Source organism: Mucilaginibacter sp. L196 (assembly GCF_009765905.1).
GTDB lineage: Bacteria > Bacteroidota > Bacteroidia > Sphingobacteriales > Sphingobacteriaceae > Mucilaginibacter.
In genome coordinates this window covers 238,022-260,922 of the sequence record NZ_LMUO01000006.1, presented here as the reverse complement: position 1 = coordinate 260,922, position 22,901 = coordinate 238,022, and the positions used below count along the sequence as shown (strand labels likewise).

Annotated in this window: 22 protein-coding genes and 1 tRNA gene; 17 read left to right on the top strand and 6 right to left on the bottom strand. The window is 40.1% G+C overall.

The window, feature by feature from the left end; genetic code table 11:
• Positions 1–34: 34 nt before the first annotated feature.
• Complete coding sequence (locus GSQ74_RS02230) at positions 35–511, bottom strand: Lrp/AsnC ligand binding domain-containing protein (RefSeq protein WP_158989599.1); 477 nt, start codon at positions 509–511, stop codon at positions 35–37.
• A 153-nt stretch (positions 512–664) separates the two neighbouring features.
• Between GSQ74_RS02230 and GSQ74_RS02225 the strand changes: the two genes are divergently transcribed.
• Positions 665–776, top strand: a tRNA-Asp gene (locus GSQ74_RS02225).
• 391 nt (positions 777–1,167) lie between these two features.
• Here GSQ74_RS02225 and GSQ74_RS02220 read toward each other — a convergent pair.
• Positions 1,168–1,749, bottom strand: a complete 582-nt coding sequence (locus GSQ74_RS02220) for a porin family protein (protein WP_158989597.1) — start codon at positions 1,747–1,749, stop codon at positions 1,168–1,170.
• 128 nt (positions 1,750–1,877) lie between these two features.
• Here GSQ74_RS02220 and GSQ74_RS02215 point away from each other — a divergent pair, with 128 nt between their 5' ends.
• Together GSQ74_RS02215 and GSQ74_RS02210 are read left to right on the top strand one after the other, a co-directional pair.
• Positions 1,878–2,093, top strand: a complete 216-nt coding sequence (locus GSQ74_RS02215) for a hypothetical protein (RefSeq protein ID WP_158989595.1) — start codon at positions 1,878–1,880, stop codon at positions 2,091–2,093.
• Between the two features lie 194 nt (positions 2,094–2,287).
• A complete protein-coding gene (locus GSQ74_RS02210) occupies positions 2,288–4,033 on the top strand; it encodes a S41 family peptidase (RefSeq protein WP_158989593.1) in 1,746 nt (581 codons plus the stop codon).
• Here the strand turns inward: GSQ74_RS02210 and GSQ74_RS02205 are convergent, their stop codons facing one another.
• Both GSQ74_RS02205 and GSQ74_RS02200 read right to left on the bottom strand, forming a co-directional pair.
• Entirely contained in the window at positions 4,034–4,594 is a 561-nt protein-coding gene (locus tag GSQ74_RS02205; RefSeq protein ID WP_158989591.1) for an isoprenylcysteine carboxylmethyltransferase family protein, read from the bottom strand.
• A 173-nt stretch (positions 4,595–4,767) separates the two neighbouring features.
• Positions 4,768–6,819 (bottom strand): prolyl oligopeptidase family protein, encoded by a 2,052-nt coding sequence (locus tag GSQ74_RS02200; RefSeq protein WP_254060798.1) that lies wholly within the window; start codon positions 6,817–6,819, stop codon positions 4,768–4,770.
• A 534-nt stretch (positions 6,820–7,353) separates the two neighbouring features.
• Between GSQ74_RS02200 and GSQ74_RS02195 the strand changes: the two genes are divergently transcribed.
• The 10 genes from GSQ74_RS02195 to pdeM all read left to right on the top strand — a co-directional run bounded on the left by GSQ74_RS02195 (position 7,354) and on the right by pdeM (position 15,978).
• Positions 7,354–7,848: a hypothetical protein gene (locus GSQ74_RS02195; RefSeq protein ID WP_158989587.1), complete on the top strand. Its 495-nt coding sequence runs from the start codon at positions 7,354–7,356 to the stop codon at positions 7,846–7,848.
• 128 nt (positions 7,849–7,976) lie between these two features.
• Positions 7,977–8,429, top strand: coding sequence for a hypothetical protein (locus GSQ74_RS02190; RefSeq protein ID WP_158989585.1), 453 nt, complete (start codon positions 7,977–7,979; stop codon positions 8,427–8,429).
• Positions 8,430–8,490: 61 nt separating this feature from the next.
• The gene (locus GSQ74_RS02185) at positions 8,491–9,237 is read left to right on the top strand and encodes a UDP-2,3-diacylglucosamine diphosphatase (protein WP_158989583.1); all 747 of its coding nucleotides are present in this window, start codon (positions 8,491–8,493) and stop codon (positions 9,235–9,237) included.
• Between the two features lie 177 nt (positions 9,238–9,414).
• Entirely contained in the window at positions 9,415–10,488 is a 1,074-nt protein-coding gene (prfA, locus tag GSQ74_RS02180) for a peptide chain release factor 1 (protein ID WP_158989581.1), read from the top strand.
• 335 nt (positions 10,489–10,823) lie between these two features.
• Positions 10,824–11,756 carry an FAD:protein FMN transferase gene (locus GSQ74_RS02175; protein ID WP_158989579.1) on the top strand — a complete coding sequence of 311 codons (933 nt, stop codon included), beginning with the start codon at positions 10,824–10,826 and terminating at the stop codon, positions 11,754–11,756.
• A gap of 207 nt (positions 11,757–11,963) precedes the next feature.
• A complete protein-coding gene (locus GSQ74_RS02170) occupies positions 11,964–12,311 on the top strand; it encodes a hypothetical protein (RefSeq protein ID WP_158989577.1) in 348 nt (115 codons plus the stop codon).
• 20 nt (positions 12,312–12,331) lie between these two features.
• Positions 12,332–13,213, top strand: a complete 882-nt coding sequence (locus GSQ74_RS02165; RefSeq protein WP_158989575.1) for a hypothetical protein — start codon at positions 12,332–12,334, stop codon at positions 13,211–13,213.
• A 6-nt stretch (positions 13,214–13,219) separates the two neighbouring features.
• On the top strand, positions 13,220–13,903 hold the full coding sequence (locus tag GSQ74_RS02160) for a response regulator transcription factor (protein ID WP_158989573.1): 684 nt from the start codon (positions 13,220–13,222) through the stop codon (positions 13,901–13,903).
• 3 nt (positions 13,904–13,906) lie between these two features.
• Complete coding sequence (locus GSQ74_RS02155) at positions 13,907–15,235, top strand: cell wall metabolism sensor histidine kinase WalK (protein WP_158989571.1); 1,329 nt, start codon at positions 13,907–13,909, stop codon at positions 15,233–15,235.
• Positions 15,236–15,312: 77 nt separating this feature from the next.
• A complete protein-coding gene (gene pdeM / locus GSQ74_RS02150; protein ID WP_158989569.1) occupies positions 15,313–15,978 on the top strand; it encodes a ligase-associated DNA damage response endonuclease PdeM in 666 nt (221 codons plus the stop codon).
• On the opposite strand, the gene GSQ74_RS02145 is transcribed toward pdeM, so the two are convergent.
• Positions 15,979–17,121 carry a TlpA disulfide reductase family protein gene (locus tag GSQ74_RS02145; protein WP_158989567.1) on the bottom strand — a complete coding sequence of 381 codons (1,143 nt, stop codon included), beginning with the start codon at positions 17,119–17,121 and terminating at the stop codon, positions 15,979–15,981. It abuts the gene before it with no gap.
• Between the two features lie 165 nt (positions 17,122–17,286).
• Between GSQ74_RS02145 and GSQ74_RS02140 the strand changes: the two genes are divergently transcribed.
• The 4 genes from GSQ74_RS02140 to GSQ74_RS02125 all read left to right on the top strand — a co-directional run bounded on the left by GSQ74_RS02140 (position 17,287) and on the right by GSQ74_RS02125 (position 22,411).
• Entirely contained in the window at positions 17,287–18,072 is a 786-nt protein-coding gene (locus GSQ74_RS02140; protein ID WP_158989565.1) for a succinate dehydrogenase cytochrome b subunit, read from the top strand.
• 82 nt (positions 18,073–18,154) lie between these two features.
• Complete coding sequence (locus GSQ74_RS02135; protein ID WP_158989564.1) at positions 18,155–20,089, top strand: fumarate reductase/succinate dehydrogenase flavoprotein subunit; 1,935 nt, start codon at positions 18,155–18,157, stop codon at positions 20,087–20,089.
• Positions 20,090–20,177: 88 nt separating this feature from the next.
• Entirely contained in the window at positions 20,178–20,966 is a 789-nt protein-coding gene (locus tag GSQ74_RS02130) for a succinate dehydrogenase/fumarate reductase iron-sulfur subunit (protein WP_158989562.1), read from the top strand.
• A 377-nt stretch (positions 20,967–21,343) separates the two neighbouring features.
• Positions 21,344–22,411 carry an ankyrin repeat domain-containing protein gene (locus GSQ74_RS02125; RefSeq protein ID WP_158989560.1) on the top strand — a complete coding sequence of 356 codons (1,068 nt, stop codon included), beginning with the start codon at positions 21,344–21,346 and terminating at the stop codon, positions 22,409–22,411.
• A 224-nt stretch (positions 22,412–22,635) separates the two neighbouring features.
• Here GSQ74_RS02125 and GSQ74_RS02120 read toward each other — a convergent pair whose 3' ends face one another.
• Positions 22,636–22,896 (bottom strand): hypothetical protein, encoded by a 261-nt coding sequence (locus GSQ74_RS02120; RefSeq protein ID WP_158989558.1) that lies wholly within the window; start codon positions 22,894–22,896, stop codon positions 22,636–22,638.
• Between the last annotated feature and the right edge of the window lie 5 nt (positions 22,897–22,901).

The window sequence follows — 22,901 nt, the reverse complement described above, 5'->3', positions numbered from 1 at the left end:
AACGTGGCTTTCAAATGTCAATTTAAGTAAATTTTTATTCCAAAGTTATCTGTCTTTTAATGCTTTCTTCTAAAGATATAAACGTTTCCGTGCGTTGTACGCCGGTTATGCCTTGTATGTGCTCATTCAGTATTTCGCGCAGGTGGGTGGTATCGTGACAAACAATTTTCGCGAAGATACTCCAGCTGCCGGTGGTGTAATGCAGCTCTACTATTTCCTTTACGGCTTTTAGCTGTTTTACGGCCTCGTTGTACTGTGAGCCTTTTTCCAGGTAAATACCCAGAAAGGCCGTTATATCATATCCAAGTTTTTGGGGATCAACCTCTAATGTGGCACCTTTTATCACACCCATCTCTTCCAACTTTTTCATGCGCACATGGATTGTTCCGCCCGAAACGATCAACTCCTTTGCAATTTCCGTGTACGGAGTGGTTGCATTCTTCATTAAAATCGATAAAATCTGAATGTCAAGATTATCAATTTCTAAATTTTGGGCTTTTCTGTGGGTCATAAATTTTAAATTCTATACTAATATACAAGTTTAATTAAAATAAAACTAAAAATAAAATATTATTGTTGAAATATTTGCAAGAAATTGATGGGTCTATTAGATTTGTAACAAGCAAATAACCAATTGCAAACGTTCTTTCAAAACAAAACATAATGTTGGGTGGTGAAATTTTTGGCAGACACACCTCCTTGTCCCGGTGGCGGAGATCATAGAAAACCCGAAGCGGGCTAACTACTCTGTGGAGGTTCGAATCCTTCCCCAACAGCAATTACCTGGCGGTAATTTTATCCTGTAGGATGGTGAAATTTTTGGCAGACACACCTCCTTGTCGCGGTGGCGGAGATCATGGGAAACTCTTAGCAATAAGAATAACCACTCTGTGGAGGTTCGATTCCTTCTCCTACAGCTCTTCTCATAATTTAGGTTTATAATTGGTTAGTAAAGGCCTCCTGCCCATCAGGAGGTCTTACTTGTTTTATAGGCTTTTTTGTTCAAAAAAATAATAGCATATTTTATTCTTGTCATTGCGAGGAAAGAAGCAATCGCGAACTTTGCATAGTTAGATTTGCTTCCTTGCGATTGCTTCTTTCCTCGCAATGGCAAATAAAAAAGGCCATTGCTTTCGCAATAGCCTTTAATTCTTTTATCACAAGTAATTACAATATCTTAAACCCAACACTCAACGACCATATATTCGCCCGCTGGCCATAATCACTATTCAATTTACTTAACCCGCCTTCATAACGTAAATCAACAGTTGCCGCGCCAACATCAACACCGGCACCTACCTGGTAACCTAATGTACTATTGTTATAATGCCCAAAATCTGCATAAGCTCCATCAACATTAGCTGAAAAGCTTTTGTCAGTATTTAAAAGATAAGAATATACCGGGCCGGCCATGATCCTGAAATTCATATTGCTTGTACCAAATGATTCGCCCAACAGCAATGGAACGTTAAGGGTAGTAAACCTCACCTTGCCACTAAAGTCATCGCTATTGTCGTTAGAATCGAATTTGCCACCACTGCTGCCCAGGTATGCTTCGGGTTGTAAATATAACCCTGTACCGAAGCGGGCAAATACACCTGCCTGGAAACCGGCTAAGGTTGATTCATGCAGATTATCGGTATTGATGCTTGAGAAATTAGGCCCGGCCTTGATGCCGAGGCTAAATTGTGCTTTAGCACTAATGCTGAATGCTATTAGTATTGCTAAACTTAGTACATACTTTTTCATAGGTTTTTTAGTTTTGTTAATAACGTGGTTTGATGCAAATGATTGCGAATGGTTTAACCATTATCGGGCAAAAAAAATTTGACTTAAGGGAGAACGTATTTTTTATATTTTTGTTGAAAATATATAACATGGCAGAGATCAGTATATCAAACCAGGAATGGTCGAGGGTAAAAATTAAAATTCAGCGTAAATATAACCATTTAACCGACGAACAGTTGCAGTATACCGAGGGACAGGAAGAAACCCTTATCAATAAACTTATGCAACTGGTTAACCGTAAAAGGGAATATGTGGTTTTTACTTTGAAAAAAGCGTTGGTAAATATTGATAATAACAGGCTGTAAAAGAGATTTGAGATGGGAGATTTGAGACAAGAGACAACTTCGGTTGGATGATTGTAAAAATCTTAATCTAACATCTCAAGCTAGTATCTATATTCCAAACCTTATACTTATTTTTATAATTTACCGTACATATTATTGAGTTAGCGATTTTAGATTTTATATCTCAAATCTTACGTCTCAAATCTCATATCTAAATGAAAAAGAATTATAAAAAGCTGTTGTTGGGTGCCGGTGTATCAGTGCTGGCCATTGGTTTTTGGGGTTTTAGCGATGATTTGTTCCAGGTATCTAAAAACCTGGATGTTTTCGCATCTTTATATAAAGAGGTTAATTTGAATTATGTAGATGATATCAACTCATCTAAAATGATCAAGACCGGGGTTGATGCCATGTTGGATGGTTTGGACCCATATACCGAATTCGTCCCTGAATCGGAGATTGAGAATTATAAGCTGAACTATGTAAGTACACAATATGGCGGCGTAGGTGCGGGTATATTCTCAAGAAATAACAATGTTTATGTATCGGAGGTATTCGACGGGTTCCCGGCTCAAAAAGCGGATATACGCCCCGGCGACCAGATTGTTAAAATAAACGGTATTAACTTAACCAGCAAAAATAGCGATGAGGTAAGCCTGCTTTTAAAAGGATCAAAAGGCGCTCTTATAAAATTGCTGGTAAAAAGAGGTGATGATGCCCCGGTTGAAAAAGACCTGGTGCGCGACGAGATTAAACAACCTAATGTTTCTTACTATGGTATGGTATCAGGCAATGTGGGCTATATTAAGTTGGACAGGTTTTTGGAGAACTCCGGTGATGAAGTAACCAATGCATTGGTGGAATTGAAAAAGAATAATCCTAACGGTATTATTCTTGATCTTCGCTCAAATGGCGGCGGTATTTTGCAGGAAGCTGTAAAAATCGTTAATCTTTTTGTGCCGAAGGGAACCGAAATCGTATCACAAAAAGGGAAAATAAAGGAAAAGGATATTACCTATTCCACTGTTAATGCACCTTTGGAGCCTAATTTGCCCTTGGTTGTTTTGGTTAACAGTCATTCAGCATCAGCATCAGAAATTGTTGCCGGTTCGTTGCAGGATCTTGATCGTGCAGTTATTATTGGTCAGCGTAGTTTTGGTAAAGGGTTGGTACAACAAACATTCTCGTTGCCTTACAATAGTTTAGTTAAAATTACTATCGCTAAATATTACGTGCCATCGGGCAGGTGCATACAGGCGCTTGATTATACCCACCGTAAGGATGATGGCAGCGTTGTTAAAGTTGCGGACTCGCTAATGCACGAGTTTAAAACCAAAGATGGCCGCTCAGTTTATGATGGTGGTGGCATATATCCTGATATTTTTATGAAGCAGGAGCATTTTGCTACCATTACCCAAAGCCTGTTGGGTAAGCTGCTGATATTTGACTACGCCACACATTACCGCGAAACCCATGCTAAAATAGCTGATGCACATGTTTTTGCCATGTCAGATGCGGATTATGACGATTTTGTAAAATACTTGTCGAATAAAAATTACAGCTACAACAGCCCTGCCGAAAAAGCACTCGACCAAATGAAGGATGAGGCAACAAAGGACAAGCAATTTAGCGCCCTACAGCCTGAGTACGACAACTTGAAAGCGAAGCTATTGGCAACCAAAAGTAACGACCTGCAATTGCATAAGGATGAAATAAAACAAGTGTTGGAAAACGAGATAACTTCCCGTTATTATTTTCAGCGTGGCCGTTATGAAACTAACTTTAAGTACGATAAGGACATTGCGCAAGCCGTAAAAACCATGCAGGATAAAATGCAGCTTGATTCTATTATAAAAGGTGAAGGCCAGTATAAAGTAATTGGTAAACCCATTACGGCAACCGCGCTAGCTGCCGCGAAAAAGGCAGATGCTGACAGCGATGACGACGATGATGGCGAATAGCTAAAATATACCCGGTATAATTTTGCTTACCCGCTTTTTGTAATTGATATATTGTTCGCCGAACTCGGCTATAAGTACTTGCTCTTCCACCTTAATGCGGTGATTGATTGCCCAAAATGATGGAATAAGTATAATTAAGAAGCTAAGTAAACTATCAGTACAAAGGCCAAACCCTGCAATAATCATTATCAAACCCAAATAACTAGGATGCCTTACTATTTTGTACCGTCCGGTTGTTTTTAGGTTGTGTTCATCGGTAATGGTTACATCAACTGTGAACATTTTGCCCAGTTGTATAACTGCCGCCCACCGGATGGCGAAGCCAAGTATGCATATAGCCATGCCGATATATTCTATTATTGTGTAATCACCCAGTACCCATATATGATAGGCAGAAGAATATGGGCCAATAGTAAAACAAAGAAATATTACTATCCAAAGGATCAGCAAAGATCGCCTGTCTTTATTATTCTTTTCGCCGCTATTTTTTGAGCGCTTAAAAATTAGTAGCGCTACTTCGGAGGCGAAGAATAGGATCTGTAAATAATAATACGGCGACATATTGATTGGTTTAGGTGAAGATAGCGAAAATATTTCTTCTTGTCTTAGAGCGTCATTGCGAGGAACGAAGCAATCTCTATACTATACAGAGAAGACTTGCAAGACCGACCCTTCCTAAGTAGAGATTGCTTCGTTCCTCGCAATGACGCGGTTGGTTGAGATGTGTGTTTCCTTTACCAGGTTATCCCAATATTCTGAAACATAAATGCCCATTTATCAGCCTGCTCATTAATTACCTGCGCGGTTGATTTGCCTGCGCCGTGGCCTGCCTTGGTTTCAATGCGGATGAGTACAGGTGCAGGGCCTTGCTGATCTTCTTGCAAGCGTGCCGCGAATTTGAAAGAATGGGCAGGTACTACACGATCATCATGATCGCCGGTGGTTATCATGACTGCCGGAAAATTACCCGGTTTTAAGGCGTGGTATGGTGAATACTTATATAGATATTCAAACATCTCCTGCGAATCTTCCGCTGTGCCATAATCATAGCTCCAGCCTGCGCCTGCGGTAAATTTGTTGTAGCGCAGCATGTCTAACACACCAACTGCCGGGAAGGCGACTTTAAATAGATCTGGGCGTTGGGTGATCATTGCGCCGATCAATAATCCACCATTTGATCCGCCTGAAATAGCCAGGTAATCTTTAGAAGTGTATTTATGTTTGATCAGGTATTCCGCAGCAGCGATAAAATCATCAAATACATTTTGTTTTTTTAGCTTGGTGCCTTGTTTATGCCATTTTTCACCATACTCGCCGCCGCCACGCAGATTGGCTACGGCGTAAATTCCGCCATGTTCCAATAATATAATGTTTGATGTGCTGAAGGCAGGCGTAAGGCTCACCCCGAAACCACCATAGGCGTACAATAACAATGGATTTTTACCATTTAATGCCGTTCCTTTTTTAAAGGTAATGATCATCGGGATTTTGGTTCCATCTTTTGATGGATAAAAAACCTGTTCAGACTGGTACTGCTCCGGATCAAATTTCACACCTGATTTTTTATATAGGGTTGATTGTCCGCTCGCAATATCATACTTAAATATAGTGGATGGATAAACATAGTTGGTGAAGGTATAGTACACTTCCTTTTCCTCGATCTTGGCACCGAAACCGCTTGCGGTACCAACTGATGGCAAGACGATGGTACGTTCCAGCTTGCCATCCATATTGTATTGTTCGACTAACGAGGTAGCATCTTTTAGATACTCCGCGAATAACTTCCCTCCGCCGGTGGTTACTGTTAACACATTTTTAGTTTGGGGGATCAAATCCTTCCAATAAATAGGTTTTGGCGAGGACGCATCAACAGTCACCAATTTATAGTATGGCGAATACAGGTTGGTTAATATATAAAGCATACTGCCTTGATTGCAGATAATGCTATTCTCGTTATCAAAATTATCAACCACATTAACAATAGGGTTGCCGGGTTTGCTCAGATCTTGAAAATAAAGTTCGTTACCCGTGGTGGTATTCGCGGTGGTGATCACCAAAAAACGTTCATCTTCAGTTAAATAAGCACCAATATATCGACGTGGAGTTGCATCGCCACCAAAAATCAACTTATCAGTACTTTGTGGTGTGCCTAGTTTATGGTAGAACAGTTTGTGATGATCTGTCATGCCGGATAGCTGGCTGCCTTCTTTTGGGTTATCATAGCTGCTATAGTAAAAGCCATCGTTACCATGCCAGGCTATTCCACTGAATTTAACATCGGTCAGCGTATCGCCAACGGTGCCTTTATCCGCAGTATTAATAATGATCACCTTGCGCCAATCAGAACCGCCTTCGGATAGTTGATAGGCCGCCATGCTGCCATCTTTTGTAAAGTCGATGCCCTGCATGGATGTTGTACCGTCTTTAGAGAATGTGTTGGGATCTAAAAACATTTCGGGTGCACCATCGCCTAATTGGCGGTATAAAACTGCCTGACTTTGCAGGCCATCGTTCTTATAAAAATAACTGTATTTGCCTTCTTTAAATGGCGCGCTGTATTTTGCATAGTTCCACAAAGTTTCCAGCTGCTTGCGTATGGCTTCGCGGTAAGGTATTTGCGAAAGGTAGTTCTCAGTCACCTTATTCTCGGCTATAACCCATTCTTTAGTGTCCTCGGCGCGGTCGTCTTCTAACCATCGGTAGGGGTCAGGCACCTGGGTGCCGAAGTAGGTATCAACAGTATCAACTTTTTTAGTGTGTGGGTAGGGAAGGGCTTTTATATTCATTTGTTGGGCGTACAGGTGGCTGCAAATTAAAAATGCGGGTGCATATAAAAAGGCAGTTTTCTTCATTTTGTTTATTGTATAGAGAGATAAAGATAGTAATTTGGAACAAAGAGGGAAGAGCGGAGTGTGAGGAGCGGGCAATGTCATTAGGTGAAGTTTTTTTACCCTCTTTCCGGCTTGCCGGAGAGAGGGTGGTTGAGCGAAGCAAAGACCGGGTGAGTAAACTATACGAGCGACATTGACGCAAATGCCCGGCGTACAGCTGACTCACCCCGAATGCGCTGCGCTGTTCGACCCTCTCATCGCCTGTGGCGGAAAGAGGGTGAAAATAAATAGCTCCTTAACTTAGATGGCATTGGAGGAGCGGTAGCGTATTTTTGAGATTGATGATTTTTGACATGTAGTAATAGTATATTTTTTTAATCTCTAACGAAATAATAACTCGTATAATATGCGATTAATACGATCGTTTTTAAATAAACTAAACCTTTTGCGTTTATAGTTGTCATACAGCCAAACAACAATATACTATTTATGAAAAAGTTAATTCTTACCGCAGTTATATTATTAAGCTGCTTAACATTCAAAAATGCCAATGCGCAATTGCGTTTAAGCTTAGGTGTAAACATTGGAGCACAACCTGAGTGGGGCCCTGTTGGTTACGATCATGCTGATTATTATTACATACCCGATGTAGGCGCTTACTATGACGTTAACGCGCATCAATATGTTTATTTAGAGAATAATGTATGGGTACACCGTGGCTTTTTGCCAGACAGATACCGCAACTATGATTTATACGGTGGTTACAAAGTAGTAGTTAATGGCCGTAACCCATGGATGCGTGATAATGTATACCGTGCTCGTTATGCAGGTTACAGAGGCCGTCGTGGGCAGTCAATAATTCGTGATAGCCGTGATAATCGTTATGCTAATCACTGGCATGGCGATGATGGTCACGGTGGTGGAAACCGCGGTCAGCATGGTGATCACGGACATGATGGCGGCGACCACGGACATGACCACTAATATTTAATAGCGTAATAATAAATAGAAAGACTCTCCACATTTGGGGAGTCTTTTTTGTTAAAACTAAAAGAAATCCCGATAGCATTGTTTTACAGCGGGGATGCTGTTTTAAGTATTATATTTGCCGCATGGAATTGGACGAAAATAACGTACCTGAAGAACAGGAAGGCGACTACGTTGAAATTTATTCTAAAAAAGCTATCTTTTGGTTTTCGGTATTGGCAATGCCACTTATTGGCGGCGTATTACTGGTAATGAATTTAAGGGCAGCGGGTTTAAAAAAGGCCGCCTACATGGTCGCAATATTCTCGGTTTTATATACCGCAATGTCCGACTTAGCGGTAAGCGAGTACCTGATGCATTATAAGGTAGATTTAGCGGTATACAACACTAATTTATTCGTTTTAAGTTTAATGTCTATAGGGCTAAATATTGGGGGCGGTTTAATTCTGTCAGAGTATTTCTTTAAAAAATATTTCCCCGAAGACGATTATTACCCTAAAAGCATTGCCAATCCTTTATTTATCACCGTTATTTTAGTAATCGCTTTAAAGTTTTTGGGTATTAATGCAGGTCTTTAATTAAAAAGCTTCAACAAAACTTACATTTGTATTTTTTAGTCCGATAATATATCCCATACAAATGGCCGAACGCTCTAAACTTTATTTCGCTTCTGATGTACACCTGGGTGCCGGTACTTATGCCGGTAGCCGTGAGCGCGAAGCCAGGTTGGTGCGTTGGCTGGATATGATTAAAACGGATGCTGCCGAAGTTTTTTTAATGGGCGATCTGTTTGATTTTTGGTTTGAATATAAAACAGTGGTGCCCAAAGGATACATCCGTTTGCTGGGTAAACTGGCCGAGCTAAGTGATGCTGGTATTAAAATATACTTTTTTAAAGGCAACCATGATATGTGGATGTTCAATTATTTTGAAAAGGAACTTGATGCAACAGTTGTGAGCGATGAACTGGTGATAGAACGTAACGGCAAAAAGTTTTTCCTTCACCACGGCGATGGGTTAGGACCAGGTGATAGCTTATACAAAGTGCTTAAAAAGTTTTTCCGCAGTAGGTTTTGCCAGTGGCTTTTTGCCAGGATACACCCCAATTTGGGTATTGGGATAGCCAATTACTGGTCGCAGCACAGCCGCATCGCTGGGGCAAAGGATAAGGATAAAATTGATACTCAACAGGAGTGGCTGGTGATTTACTGCCGCGAAGTATTGCAAAAAACTTTTTATGACTATATGGTATTTGGCCATCGCCATGTACCATTGGATATTGCACTCGACGAAAAAAGCCGCTATATTAACCTTGGCGAGTGGGTTCATTATAGCTCTTATGCGGTGTTTGACGGGGTGTATATAAAGCTGGAATACTTTGTTTAGATGTGCACATTTATTCATCTCACACATCAAAAATACGGCCCATATCTATTTACAATCAGGTGAATTAAAATCTGCCTAAAAAATCGTAATTTTGTGGGCTTTTTAAACGAAGCAATAAACCTAGTGTGCCGGGAACAATATAAGCGGTAAGGGGTTAATTATTTTTCAGAAAATTATATGTTAGAGAAATTAGAAGCGATATTTCAACGCTGGAAAAACGTTGAAGCAGAATTAAGCAGCCCTGATGCCATGGCTGATATGAAACGCTTTGCCCAATTAAATAAAGAGTATAAAGATTTGGCTAAGATTGTTGACGAGTATAATATATACCGCAACATCATGAGCAATATCGACAGCAATAAAGAAATCTTAGCTACTGAAAAGGACGAAGAATTTCGTGAAATGGCTAAAGGTGAGTTGGACGAGTTATTGGTAAAACGCGACGAAATGGAAGAAATTATCCGTTTAATGTTGATACCGAAAGATCCGGAAGATTCTAAAAATGCCATTGTGGAAGTTCGCGGTGGTACAGGTGGTGATGAGGCAGCACTTTTTGCAGGTGATCTTTACCGTATGTACATGCGTTTCTGCGAAAAACGTGGCTGGAAAACTGAACTGGTTGATTATACCGAAGGTACATCAGGCGGTTATAAAGAAATTGTATTCAAGATCATCGCCGAAGATGCTTACGGTACTTTAAAATATGAATCGGGTGTGCACCGTGTACAACGTGTGCCCGATACCGAAACTCAAGGCCGTGTACATACCTCGGCAGCAACAGTGGTGGTATTGCCAGAGGTTGATGAGTTTGACATCGATTTGCAAGTGAGCGACATCCGTAAGGATTTGTTCTGCGCATCGGGCCCGGGTGGTCAGTCGGTAAATACAACATACTCGGCTGTGCGTTTAACCCACTTACCAACAGGTATTGTTGCACAGTGCCAGGATCAAAAATCTCAGCTTAAAAACTACGATAAAGCATTACAGGTATTACGTTCGCGTGTTTACGAAATGGAGCTGCAAAAGCACCTGGAAGAAACATCTAAAAAACGTAAAACCATGGTTTCTACGGGTGATAGATCGGCTAAAGTGCGTACCTACAACTATCCGCAGGGCCGTTTAACCGAGCACCGTATTGGTTTAACCATATACAACTTACCGGGCGTAATGAATGGTGACATTCTTGAAATAATGGAAGCCCTTCAGTTTGCTGAAAACGCCGAAAAACTTAAAGAAGGTACGGTAGCGTAACTCTTTTTAATGTGCATTTTTAGATGTGCAGATATGTAAATGTGCGGATGTGCGGATGATGAACTTCATCTTGCGGTCCGCACATTTCTGTTTAGGATAATACTTATCATCAATTTAATCATTTGCACATCCGCAAACCTGCACATCAAAACATTGTCACATTGCTGCTAATAAAACATCGCGCAATCTGTTTTCATCTCATTTTCATAAAGGCCCGTTACTTTAGTATATAATATTAGAAATAATATGTAATTGCCATTAAATTATATGGTACTTGCATAGGCTGATAAGAGAGTGGAGAGATTTATTTGATAACGGAGATTTAATTTATTACGATGCTGGCAGTAAAAACAATAAAGAGTAATTCAAATATTTTCAGGCGTGCAATATGGCTGATGGGTAACCAATTTGAGATTAGTATTGTAGCAGATGACATTATGTGGGCTGAAGAGCGTATTGCTAGTGCTATAAATGAGATTAACCGTGTTGAAAAGTTACTTAGCGCGTTTTCTGATAGCAGTAATGTTACGGAGATCAACCGTAATGCTGGTATACAACCGGTAAAAGTTAATCCCGAAATTTTTTGGTTGGTTGACCGCGCTATTAAAATATCTGAACTTACATATGGCGCATTTGATATTACTTATTTTTCAGGTGATAAAGAATTAATAACCGCCAATAATAAAGCCACAAAAAAGGTAACCACATTTGGTAACTACCAAAGTGTAATGCTTGATGATAAGGCAATGACGGTTTTTTTGAAAGAAGAAGGCATGCGCATTAGCTTTGCCGCCAACAGTAAAGGCTACGCTGTTGATAGGGCAAAGTATATTCTACAATCACAAGGTGTAAGCAGCGGTGTTATAAACGCCGGTGGTGATTTATTAACCTGGGGATTGCAGCCCGACAGCCAACCATGGACTGTTGCCGCAGCTGATCCGGAATTACAAAATGTAGCTTATGCCGATTTAAATATCAGCAATATGTGTATTGCAACAGCTGTTAACAGTGATGAAAATGTTGCTATTACCAATAAACAGGCTATCAAAAAAATCAACCCTAAAAAAGGTTTCCCGGTTAGTGGTATTGTTAGTATGAGTATTGTTAGCCCAAGTGCCGAACTATCAGGTGCTATGGCAAACCCGATGATTACTATTGGTGTAAACGCCGGCTTATATTTAATAAATAAATTAAACCAGATAGGTTGTGTGATTATTGATGATCAGCAACGTGTTTATACTTCAAAAGGCATTTCCTTAACGGAATAATGCTTTCCGTTAAGTTTTTGTCAAACTACCTATGCTAAATTTTTGTGATGTAAATTTGAAGGGCCTTGTGGGTCTTGTCGTTGGCACAAAATGTTGGTAGTAATTGGCCTGTTTAAGCAAGTATCTAATTAAATATTGCCGTATCCCCTACGGCAGTAATATATAAAATTATAAATTTAACATATTTTTAAGTTTTTCTCCTTCTGAATGATAAAGTGGTTTGCGTATATTGTCCTGTTGTTGATCATGACGCCCGGTTTATCATCAGCCAAAAAAAGAGCCGCTTCTTGTGCTACTTTTTATAATGGCGTACCTTTACTGGTACCTGGTAACGCGTTGATTGATACCACTTCATCAAAAACTACTAAACATCAGCAAGACGCGGACGATAAAAAGAAAATTAAGGAAATAGCAAAGGCCAGGCGACAACCAAAACCCGAAAAGATTGTTCCGGTTGATGGGGCTCCTGAGGCTAAGAAGCAGAAGCCAAAACGACAACGCCGGCCTGAAGGGTTGGAGCAACCGCCTGAAATTCCGAGAAGAAATGATAATTAGTAATTAAATAAAGCTGAGAAATGAAATATTTATGCGTGATGCTTTTTTTGTTAACTACCGCAACTGCCAATGCGGATGTATCAAAGCTGCGCGCTATTTTTGCTGATACCCCGCATAAAGTTGTCGATACCGATAGTGTTGTTCACAAACGATCATTAATAGTAGGTGTTAATTATGGCAGTGATGCTATGTTTTTCGGTCGTACGGGCCCCATCAAATATCCTTTTGTATCAAGCGATGCCATCTACAATACCAAAAATGGCATATTTATTTATGGTTCGGCATTAAAGGTTTTGGGCTATGGGCAGCTATATGACGAGATTGACTTAGGTGGCGGATATTTGTATAAATACACTAAGGATTTTGGAGGTTCGGTAAGTTATACGCGCTTTTTGTTTAATTCGGATGCTCACGTTATCAAATCAGGATCATCAAATGATATTAACTGGATGAACGCCTATGATTATGGAATCATGAAATCGGGCGTTACCTTCGATTATCTTTTTGGTAAATCACATGACTACTTTGTAACGCTAAATACTTCCCATCATTTCGAATCTAATTTTAGCATTTTTGATGATAAGGATTATTTGACCGTTACCCCGGGTGTGAGCGTTATTTTGGGTACCCAAAACTTTGTACAGCGTTACTCGCTTGATTATGATTACAGACAACAAGCCAATAATATATTTGATAATGGCCCCAATGAACAACATATGGCCGCGTTAAATGGTATGTTTAACGTGCTCAACTATAGTTTTAAAGTACCTATAGCTTATAACAGGCCGCATTATACTATTGAATTTGCCTACAAATACTCTATACCGGTAAACGTGGAGGGTGTTTTAATGAATACCAAGGAGTCATTTTATAATTTAACATTTTATTATGTTTTTTACTAAAACCGCATGAATGTTTTAATTATTGAAGATGAGAAAGCGCTCGCTAAAGAGCTTGAAATATTTTTAACCAATTACAATTATGTATGTGAGGTTTGCTACGATGGCACCTCGGCATCAGAGCGTGTGGCGGTTAATTTATATGATTTTATATTGATAGACCTTGGTTTACCAGATTATGAAGGCCTCGATCTGTTAAAGGAGGCAAAAGCCAGTAACCCCGATGCCGCCTATATTATTTTAACCGCCCGTGCCGAAATTTATGACCGCATTAAAGGTTTAGATATGGGGGCTGATGATTACCTGGCTAAACCGTTCTCGTTACTTGAATTGCAGAGCCGCATGCAGGCTATCACCCGCAGGAAATTCGGACTAAAAAATAATATTGTTGAGTTGGGCGAATTTCAGGTGAACCTTACCGACAGGGTTATCACCCATAATGATATTGAAATATCAACTGTAACCAAAAAGGAGTTTGACCTGATCGCTTATTTAATCTTACATAAAAACCGTACGGTAACCCGTAACCAGTTAAGCGAGCATATTTGGGGAAGTATTATAAATGATGATTACGACTCAAATTATATTGACGCGCACATCAAAAACATCCGTAAAAAATTAAATGCATTCGGGCCGCCGGACTGGCTGGAAACCGTACGTGGTTTAGGTTACAAGGTGAAAATTAACGCATAGTATTTGAAACTCAGAACAAAACTTACGCTGTTTAATACCATATCAAAACTGGTAATTGTAACCTTGTTTGTTTTGCTTTTGCCGGTGCTGATTAAAAATATCAATATAAATTATACTGACAGCCGCCTGCGCAAGCAACGTGATGAGGTATTGCAAACGGTAAAAAACGTAGGTATTAAATACTATATTGAGGATGGGACAAACTATGCGGGCTATACACCTATAAAGGATGTATACGTAAGTTTGGATCGGGATACCACTGCCGAAAATCTTGACAATATAAAAAATGAGGCCCGTAAAGTAGAGGCCGATACCATCCAATACCGCATATTAAGTCACGATTTTAAGGCCGACAACAAAAAATATTTATTGGAGATAGGTATAAGCCTTGATACTGTAAATGAGCGTACGGCCCCCCTGCAAAGTATTGCTTTTATGGTGCTGGTAGTAATGGTTATTTTAACCATCCTGGCCGATCAGCTGTATTCCGATTATATCCTGCGGCCATTGGGCTTGATTATTAAGACCAAACTTATCGGACAAAAGTTCCCCAATTTTGGGTCCTATAAACAAGTTGAAACAAGTACCGACGATTTTCAGCACCTTGACATCAGTATCCATGAAATGATACAGACGATTGAGAGTACCTTTCAAAAAGAACGGGAGTTTATCTCCAATGCATCGCATGAGCTGATGACGCCAATATCTATACTGCAATCAAAAATTGAGAACATGTTTGAGGAGGAGGATATTGCTGACGAGATTAAAGGCCGCCTGCTCGAGATGCAAAAGATACTGAACAGGTTAAAAAGCATCACCAAAACTTTGCTATTGATATCGCAGATTGAAAATGATCAGTTTTTAAAAGAAGATCAAATCAGGATTAGTTCATTATTACAGGAAGTATATGACGAAATATCTATCCGTTTTCAGGATAAGAATATTAATTATTCTGTAGAGGTGCGGCATGATTTTTTATTGGTGAACGTAAATAAGTTTTTACTGTTTAACCTGCTTTTTAATTTGATTAATAATGCCATAAAATATAACCGTGAAAATGGTGATATACACATTGATGCATCGCATGAAAACGGTGAATATGTGGTTGAAATTATTGACAGCGGCGTAGGTATTAATCCTGCCGATATTCCATTTATTTTTAATCGGTTTAAAAAGTTGAAGCAATCTTTGCAACAGGATAGTTTTGGATTAGGCCTGCCAATTGTAAAATCCATTGCCGATTTTCATCGCATCAGGATTGATGTGGCATCAGAAAAAGAAAATGGTAGTACTTTTAAATTGATCTTCCCCGCGAGTTTGATAGCAAAGTAAGTGCCTGTTTTTCTTGTGCTTTGTCAAAAGATAAAAATCAATTTAAATGGCAAACCAAGCTTTGCTACTTTTGTAATATGGTAAATACTACCGCCGTATCTTTTAATTTGCTCGATCAGGATCTTCTTCTTCTGCCGCAAAAGGCTATTTACTGGCAGCAGGAGCAGGCGCTTATTGTAGCCGATGTGCATTTGGGTAAAGTTGGGCATTTTCGTAAAGCCGGTATAGCGGTGCCACGGGATATGGAGCAGAATGATTTAGCCATGTTATCCGATTTGATTGATGAGCACAAGCCCAAGAAGATCATTTTTTTGGGTGATTTTTTTCACAGTGATTTAAATGCGGATTGGGATTGGTTTGTTTTATGGCGAAAGCATTTTCCTAAACTGGAGCTGATCCTGATTCGTGGCAACCATGATATTATTAACGACCAACATTATATCGACCTTGATGTGGCGCTTCATGATGAACTACTGATCGACCCGTTCCTGATGCTTCACCATCCATTGAATGATGAAGCTTTAAAGAGTGCCATGGGTTATGTTCTTTGCGGGCATATCCATCCGGGTGTTAGCTTAAGCGGCAAGGCCCGGCAGCATATTACTTTGCCTTGTTTTGCTTTTGGCAAGAAGCAGGCCATTTTGCCGTCGTTTGGTAAGTTTACAGGCAGGGTAGCCATCCGCAGCCAAAAAACTGACCGCATTTTTGCCATCGCCCCCAATAAGGTTATCGCTATTGATTAATTATTTCTTCAAATCCTTGTCTATCTCGTCGTATAGATCGTTAAAATCAACATCTCGTTTGATGATGTGCCAGTTACCATCAACCAAATCATAAGTTGGGATGGTGCTAACCGCCCAATCGAGCATATTAGGTGAGGTTTGGCCTTGCAGGTCGCTTACCTGTATCCATGGTAATTTTTGCTGTTGTATTGCATTTACCCATTCATCCCGCTTGGTATCCATTGAGACGCTTACGATAGTGAAGTTTTTATTGGCTAACAGATCGGAATAGGCATTGAGCAATTTAACATGATTTAGCTTGCATACATCGCTGTTAGCTTGCCAAAACTCCACCAAAATTATTTTTTTATCACTAATACTGCTTTTATCAAAAGGTTTGCCATCCAATGTTTTGCCTGATATTTTTGGTGCCGGTGCACCTTCGGCAAGTTTCATTAACTGGCCAAGGTCATCAGCTTCGGCTTTGCCATTATCGGTATTTTTTTGCTCAGTAGTAAACTTTTGATAGATGGGATTATAAGCTTCAGGATTTTTTTTATAGTCAACCTGTGCCATTACAAATGCTTCAATATCATTCTGCGGGTTTTTGTTTACATAATCAGCTAAACTTTTGGCTTGTACGGTACTTAAGCTTGCCGTTACCAACTTCAACTGTTTTTGCAGATCGAAATATTGATCGCTACCTACAACAACAGGCGAATTTTTGTCGTACAGCATATCAGAGATGCTGTCGGCCTGTTCAGTTATATCATGTACTTGCTGAAATGAAGTAGCATAATAATTCGAAAGCTCATTCTGGATTTTTGAATCAGATTTTATGGTTGGATATAGATATAATTTATCCTTATCAGCGGCAATGGTATAGTTTCCGCCTTCTAAATAAACCTCGTATAGTTTTTTCTTGTAATCTTTCTCCAGATCAGGTACAATAAACAGGTCATAAAACCCCGGTTTTTGTAGTACATTTTTGGTGTGGAATTTACCATCAGCTATCAATACAGATAAAAGCTGGATGCCTTGCGGGTCCTTTATTATAATGGCTCCATTGCTTATGCCATCTATAGTGCCATTAATCTCAACATATTTTGTACGGTTACAACTACTAATTAAAATAACAAAAGCAAAAAAGTATAAATATTTCATTGGGTGATATTAGGTCCGCACTAATATAAACCAATACCAATGGAGTGCAAATTATAATCAAAGCTTAGATTGTTTCTAAATAGCTAATTCGGCACTAAATAGCCAAAAGCATTTATATCTTTTGGTATTTAATAAATACTTTTGCGGAAATAAATCTAATTCATAATGAGCGAATTTAAACAAACCTTTAACTCATCGCTGGGCAAAAAGCTAATAATGGCTTTAACAGGCTTGTTTTTGTGTACTTTTATAATTGTACACTTAGGCGGTAACCTGTTATTATTTAGTAACGATAATGGTTATGGTTTTAACTTATATGCCAACTTCCTGACGCATTTCCCCCCAATTGAGGTTGTTGCCTATATATTATACGTTGCTATAATAGTACATGCATTATATGCCCTTATTATTACCGTAAAAAACCGCAGGGCACGCCCGGTAGGTTACGCTGTAGTAAATAAATCACCAGCATCATGGTCATCAAAAAACATGGGGCTTTTGGGTTCTATCCTGTTTTTCTTCCTGGTGGTTCACATGAGCGATTTTTGGTATAAATACAAATTTACCAACGATGTAGCGTTTAAGGAATACCGTACCGACCTGGCTACTAACCAAACAATAGAAAGCGATTATACTCCGGTTTCGCCAACATTTGAGCATTCAGCAACTGTTGAAAATAACGTAGAGATTGTTCGTGTTAAGGATATCCACGCAAAAGTAGCGCATAGCTTTAGCAACATTTGGTATGTACTATTATATGTGGTGGCTATGGGCGCATTGTCATTCCATTTACTGCACGGTTTTCAGAGTGCTTTCCGTACACTGGGCTGGGTACACCGCAAATACACACCAATTGTTGAGTCTGTTGGCACCTGGTTGTTCGCGGTTATTATTCCGTTAGGCTTCGCCGCTATGCCAGTTGTGTATTATTTTATGAGTTTAAATAAATAAGTTAATTAAGTTGAATGGTTGATTAAGTTAAGCGGTTTGCCTACTCACTCAATCAACAATCAACCGATAAACCAAATATAAAATGAGTTTAAGTGCTAAAATTCCAGAGGGCCCATTAGCCGAAAAATGGAGCAAGCATAAGTTCGATCTTAAGCTGGTTAACCCTGCAAACAAACGTAAGTACGACATTATTGTGGTAGGTACAGGTTTGGCGGGTGCTTCTGCCGCAGCATCATTAGCCGAATTGGGTTATAATGTTAAAGCATTTTGTTTCCAGGATAGCCCGCGTCGTGCGCACTCTATTGCTGCGCAGGGTGGTATTAACGCTGCTAAGAATTACCAGAATGATGGCGACAGCGTTTACCGTTTATTTTACGATACCATCAAGGGGGGAGATTACCGTGCCCGCGAAGCTAACGTTTATCGTTTAGCCGAGGTATCAGTAAACATTATCGACCAATGTGTTGCACAAGGTGTTCCTTTTGCACGTGAGTACGGTGGTTTGCTTGATAACCGTTCATTCGGTGGCGCGCAGGTATCACGTACTTTTTACGCGAGGGGCCAAACGGGACAACAATTACTGTTAGGTGCTTACTCGGCATTAAACCGCCAGATACACCACGGTAAGGTTAAAATGTATACCCGTACCGAAATGCTGGATGTGGTTGTTGTTGATGGAAAAGCGCAAGGTATCATCACCCGTAGCTTAACTACCGGCGAAATTGATACACACACAGGTCATGCTGTATTATTGTGTACAGGCGGTTATGGTAATGTGTTTTATTTGTCGACCAACGCGGCAGGATCAAATGTAACAGCAGCCTGGAGGGCACACAAACGTGGTGCATTCTTCGCTAACCCTTGTTATACACAAATTCACCCTACTTGTATCCCTGTAACCGGCGATCACCAGTCGAAACTGACTTTGATGTCGGAATCATTGCGTAATGATGGTCGTGTTTGGGCGCCAAAAACTCATGCGATAGCTGAGCAATTACGCAAAGGCGCGATTAAAGCGGCACAAGTTGGTGAAGCAGACAGAGATTACTTTTTAGAAAGAAAATATCCATCATTCGGTAACCTTGTTCCGCGCGACGTGGCGTCACGTAATGCTAAGGAAATGGTTGATGATGGCCGTGGTGTTGGTGGCTCGGGAGTAGCAGTATTCCTTGATTTTGCTGATGCGATAGCCAGGCTTGGTAAAGATGCGGTTGCTGCTAAATATGGCAACTTGTTTGACATGTATTACCAGATCACGGATGAGGATCCTTATTCTCAGCCAATGCGTATCTACCCTGCGGTTCACTATACTATGGGTGGCCTTTGGGTTGATTATAACCTGAGCACTAACGTACCGGGATTATATGCTTTAGGTGAGTGTAACTTCTCTGACCACGGTGCGAACCGTTTAGGAGCATCTGCATTAATGCAGGGCTTGTCTGATGGTTATTTTGTTATCCCTTATACTTTGGGCGATTATTTGGCTACTATCGGTCCAAAGCCGGTTGATGCTAATCATCCTGCTTTTGCTCAAACCAAAAAAGACGTAACCGACTATATAGCTAAATTATTAGCACTTAGGGGTACCAAAACAGTTAACGAATACCACCGCGAATTAGGCCTAATTATGTGGGAATATTGCGGAATGGCCCGTACTGCTGAAGGTTTAACCAAAGCAAAAGGACTGATACACGCTTTAAGGGCTGACTTCTGGAAAAACGCTATTGTTTTAGGCGATAACGAGGAAGTAAACGCGTCGCTTGAAAAAGCTGGTCGTGTAGCTGACTTTTTGGAGCTTGGCGAACTTATGGTTGACGATGCGCTGATGCGTAATGAATCATGCGGTGGCCACTTTAGGTTAGAGTCGCAAACACCGGAAGGTGAGGCTTTACGCGATGATGAGCACTTTGCATTTGTTGCCGCCTGGGAATATACAGGTGATAACCAACCAGAGAAACTTAATAAAGAAGCCCTGGAATTTGAATACGTGCATTTAACACAAAGAAATTATAAGTAGTAGCTAGTATTTAGTATCAAGTATCAAGATTTTTTATCTAGCTACTTGATACTAGCTACTTGATACTTAAAATACAAACTCTAAGAAAATGAGTACTAACGGAAACATGAACCTGACGCTGAAAGTATGGCGCCAAAAAAATGCACAAACAGCGGGCAAGTTTGTGACTTACCAGGCTGAAGGTATTTCGCCGGATATGTCGTTCCTGGAGATGCTGGATGTGGTAAATGAAAGCCTGATCCATAAAAACGATGAGCCTATACATTTCGACCATGATTGCCGCGAAGGTATTTGCGGTATGTGCTCGTTATATATCAACGGTCACCCGCATGGTCCAAAAAGGGCAATTACAACCTGCCAGCTGCACATGCGTACTTTCCACGACGGACAAACGATTACTATCGAGCCTTGGCGCGCTGCACCTTTCCCGGTTATAAAGGATTTGGCAGTTGACCGTTCAGCGTTTGATCGTATACAACAGGCTGGTGGCTACGTATCGGTAAATACCGGTGGTGTGCCTGATGCTAACGAAATCCTTATCCCTAAAGTAATAGCTGACGAGGCATTTAACTCGGCTACCTGTATCGGTTGCGGTGCCTGCGTTGCGGCGTGTAAAAACGCTTCGGCTATGTTGTTTGTATCGGCTAAAGTATCACAGTTCGCGTTGTTGCCGCAAGGTCAGCCTGAGCGTTATAGTCGCGCGCAATCAATGGTAGCGCAAATGGATGCCGAAGGTTTTGGCAACTGTACCAACACCGGCGCCTGCGAAGCAGAATGCCCTAAGGAAATCAGCCTAACCAACATCTCGCGCATGAACAATGATTATTTAAGTGCCAAGCTTTTCAGAGAAGAGCATGCGCATGAGAATAACGGATAATTAGATCCAAAGCCCTAATTTATTTATATAGCAGAGCCCTTGGAAAAGGGCTTTTGCTTTTTATGAGTTTTTTCTACGTCATTGCCATAACGAAGCAATTACGATGGAATTTTACTGTTTCAAATGGTACAAAATTGCGGTTAAAATATTAGATTAGTGCGGTGAGCACCGACCAGAAGCTAAATCTCTATATAAGCAAATTTCTCTGTGAAATATATAGATTGATTCATTCCTGCAATGAGGTTATTTTATGTCAATGTGGATACACGCGGCACACATGCGCCAGCAATATTTTGTTTTAGACTGTGAAATATTTCCGTTTCCCCCTATACAGACTTTATTGAGCTGAAAATCGATGCTTAAATTATAAACTGAACATGGCAAAAAAAAGAAAAACTCTTCCTAAAAACTTTAAAGAACTTATTGAAGCATCAAATATTGGCGATCTGATAGCCGTATTTGAAACATGTGAGCTCAATGCTACAGGAGGATATCCCAAAGAAACCGCACTCAGCTTTTATGATGTTCCAGAAGAATTAATACGGTGGCTTATAGCAAACGGGGCAGATGTAAATATTGCCGATGATATATATAATAGAACCCCACTTCATGAGCATGCAATGCGTTGGAATGGAAATGTAGCTGTTTTGCTTGAATTGGGTGCTAATATTGAAGCTAAAGATACGAATGGTAATACGCCTTTGCACATGGCTGCAGGTAATGGTTTTAATTTAAATAATGTACAGTTGCTGGTTTTAAAAGGTGCAGATATTACAATAAAAAATGATCGGGATGAAACGCCATTATTATATGCATTAAAACGCGCAAATAATATAAACATTGTAAATCTGGTTGCGATTTCCGATATCTTACTTCAAGAAGGAACAGTGTCTATTACCGTAGAAATGCAAAAAGCAATTACGAGTATCGGAGAATCTTTTGAATTTCACAGAGAGGGTTTTAAAAAAGAATCTTTGACGGCAACGGACGAGGCCTTATCTCAATTGTATAAAAAGTTTAACGTAACTCCAATAAAAAAGAGATTGCTACATGATGGCATATCTCCAATAACTGTTACCGCATTAAAATGGGAAGATCAATATAATGAATTGTGGGATTTATTAGTCCCATCCAGCGGCCCGGCAAAAACGGTACAAGGCGAAGTTGTACGTATTACAGGAAAAGTGAGAGATGAAATATATAGAAATGGTGGTGTTAATTGGAGCAGCGATTTTAAAAGAATGTTGGATGATCTAATTAGCCACCTTGGGACAGGTGTGTCATTAAATGAAACTTTGCTTAATGAAGCGACGGCTATTGCTAAAGAAATTCGCCGCACCGGAAATGGTGATGATGAACCGTCACGCTTATGTGAACTGGCAACAACATGGGTTATGACTAACCCAAACTCAATATTATTAAGTAAGCCTAAATATAACATATAATAACGCATGCGCCAGCAATAGGCGGAATACCGAAGAAATGTAAAAAACGTGCTGAAGTACGAAGCATCTGTACAAGCGTAAACCAACTTACAGATTCTTCGCTATGCTCAGAAGGACACCCTTTTTTAATCTTCCGAACGCCATTAGGCTCCACCCTAGCGAGTGCAAGAAATTTTACTGTTTCAAAATGGTGCAAAATTGCGGTAAAAACGCTATAAAATGCCTCAAATAATGGCAAAAAATGGTGAAAAATGTGTGTTTTTTAGTGCTTTTTGGGGCCTAAATTGGGTGTTTTTAGCCCGAAAAGCCGCTAAATAAGTGGGTAAAAACGGGCTTTTTAGGGTTGTTTCGGGCGTTTTTTTGGCTAAAAGTGTACCAAATGTACCAGTTGTTCCACTTGTACCGTGGTACAGCGCCACTTGCAGAGCCACACCTATCCCCATCTTCCCAATAGCGTACATTGCCATGTCATCGCTCCCAATCACATAAA